The following is a 651-nucleotide window of genomic DNA, read 5'->3' on the forward strand; positions in this document are numbered from 1 at the left end:
GCGGCGATGTCACGTTAACTTGCGCCTTGGTCGCGGGAGACGTTCTGCCTTGCTGTTTGAATTCAGACCACGGTTCCGGCCACAGCTTTCCACTCGGCGATTGCTAGGAATCGGTGAACGCGGTTTTGGAATGCGGAGCGTTTTGAACGAGGTGGAACAAAGAGATTTCGGATGGCGGAGAAGACGGAGACGAAGCGCTGGAGGCTTCCCGCTGATCGGAACCGCTGCATCGATCGTTCCCGCTTTCGCAGCGGCACATGTGAATTTTCGGCGCGGTTGTTCAGGCCCTTATGCGATCGATGTTCGATGCTCGGCATGACTTGGCGTCGCGCAGCACCATAGGAGCGCAACTTGTCGGTGACCATCCGCTTCGGCGTGATGCCCTGCTTCTTCAGAAGCCGGGTCAGCAATCGCTTGGCAGCCTTGGTGTTGCGGCGGTTCTGGACGATCTCATCAAGCACATAGCCGTCCTGGTCGACGGCACGCCACAACCAGTGTTTCTTGCCGGCGATGGTGATGACCACCTCGTCCAGATGCCAGACGTCGTGCCGGCTGGGCTGCTTGCGGCGAAGGCGACGCGTATAGTTCGGGCCGAACTTCTTTCCCCATCGGCGGATCGTTTCGTAGGAAACGACAATGCCGCGCTCCAAC

The 651-nt window shown here is 59.0% G+C and carries 1 protein-coding gene; it reads right to left on the bottom strand.

Annotated features, from left to right (window positions below; genetic code table 11):
* Window positions 1-62: 62 nt before the first annotated feature.
* The coding region (locus tag EET67_RS25395) for an IS6 family transposase (RefSeq protein ID WP_128628927.1) at window positions 63-651 on the bottom strand (589 nt) is incomplete at its 5' end.

Source organism: Borborobacter arsenicus, assembly GCF_003934165.1.
GTDB lineage: Bacteria > Pseudomonadota > Alphaproteobacteria > Rhizobiales > Rhizobiaceae > Pseudaminobacter > Pseudaminobacter arsenicus.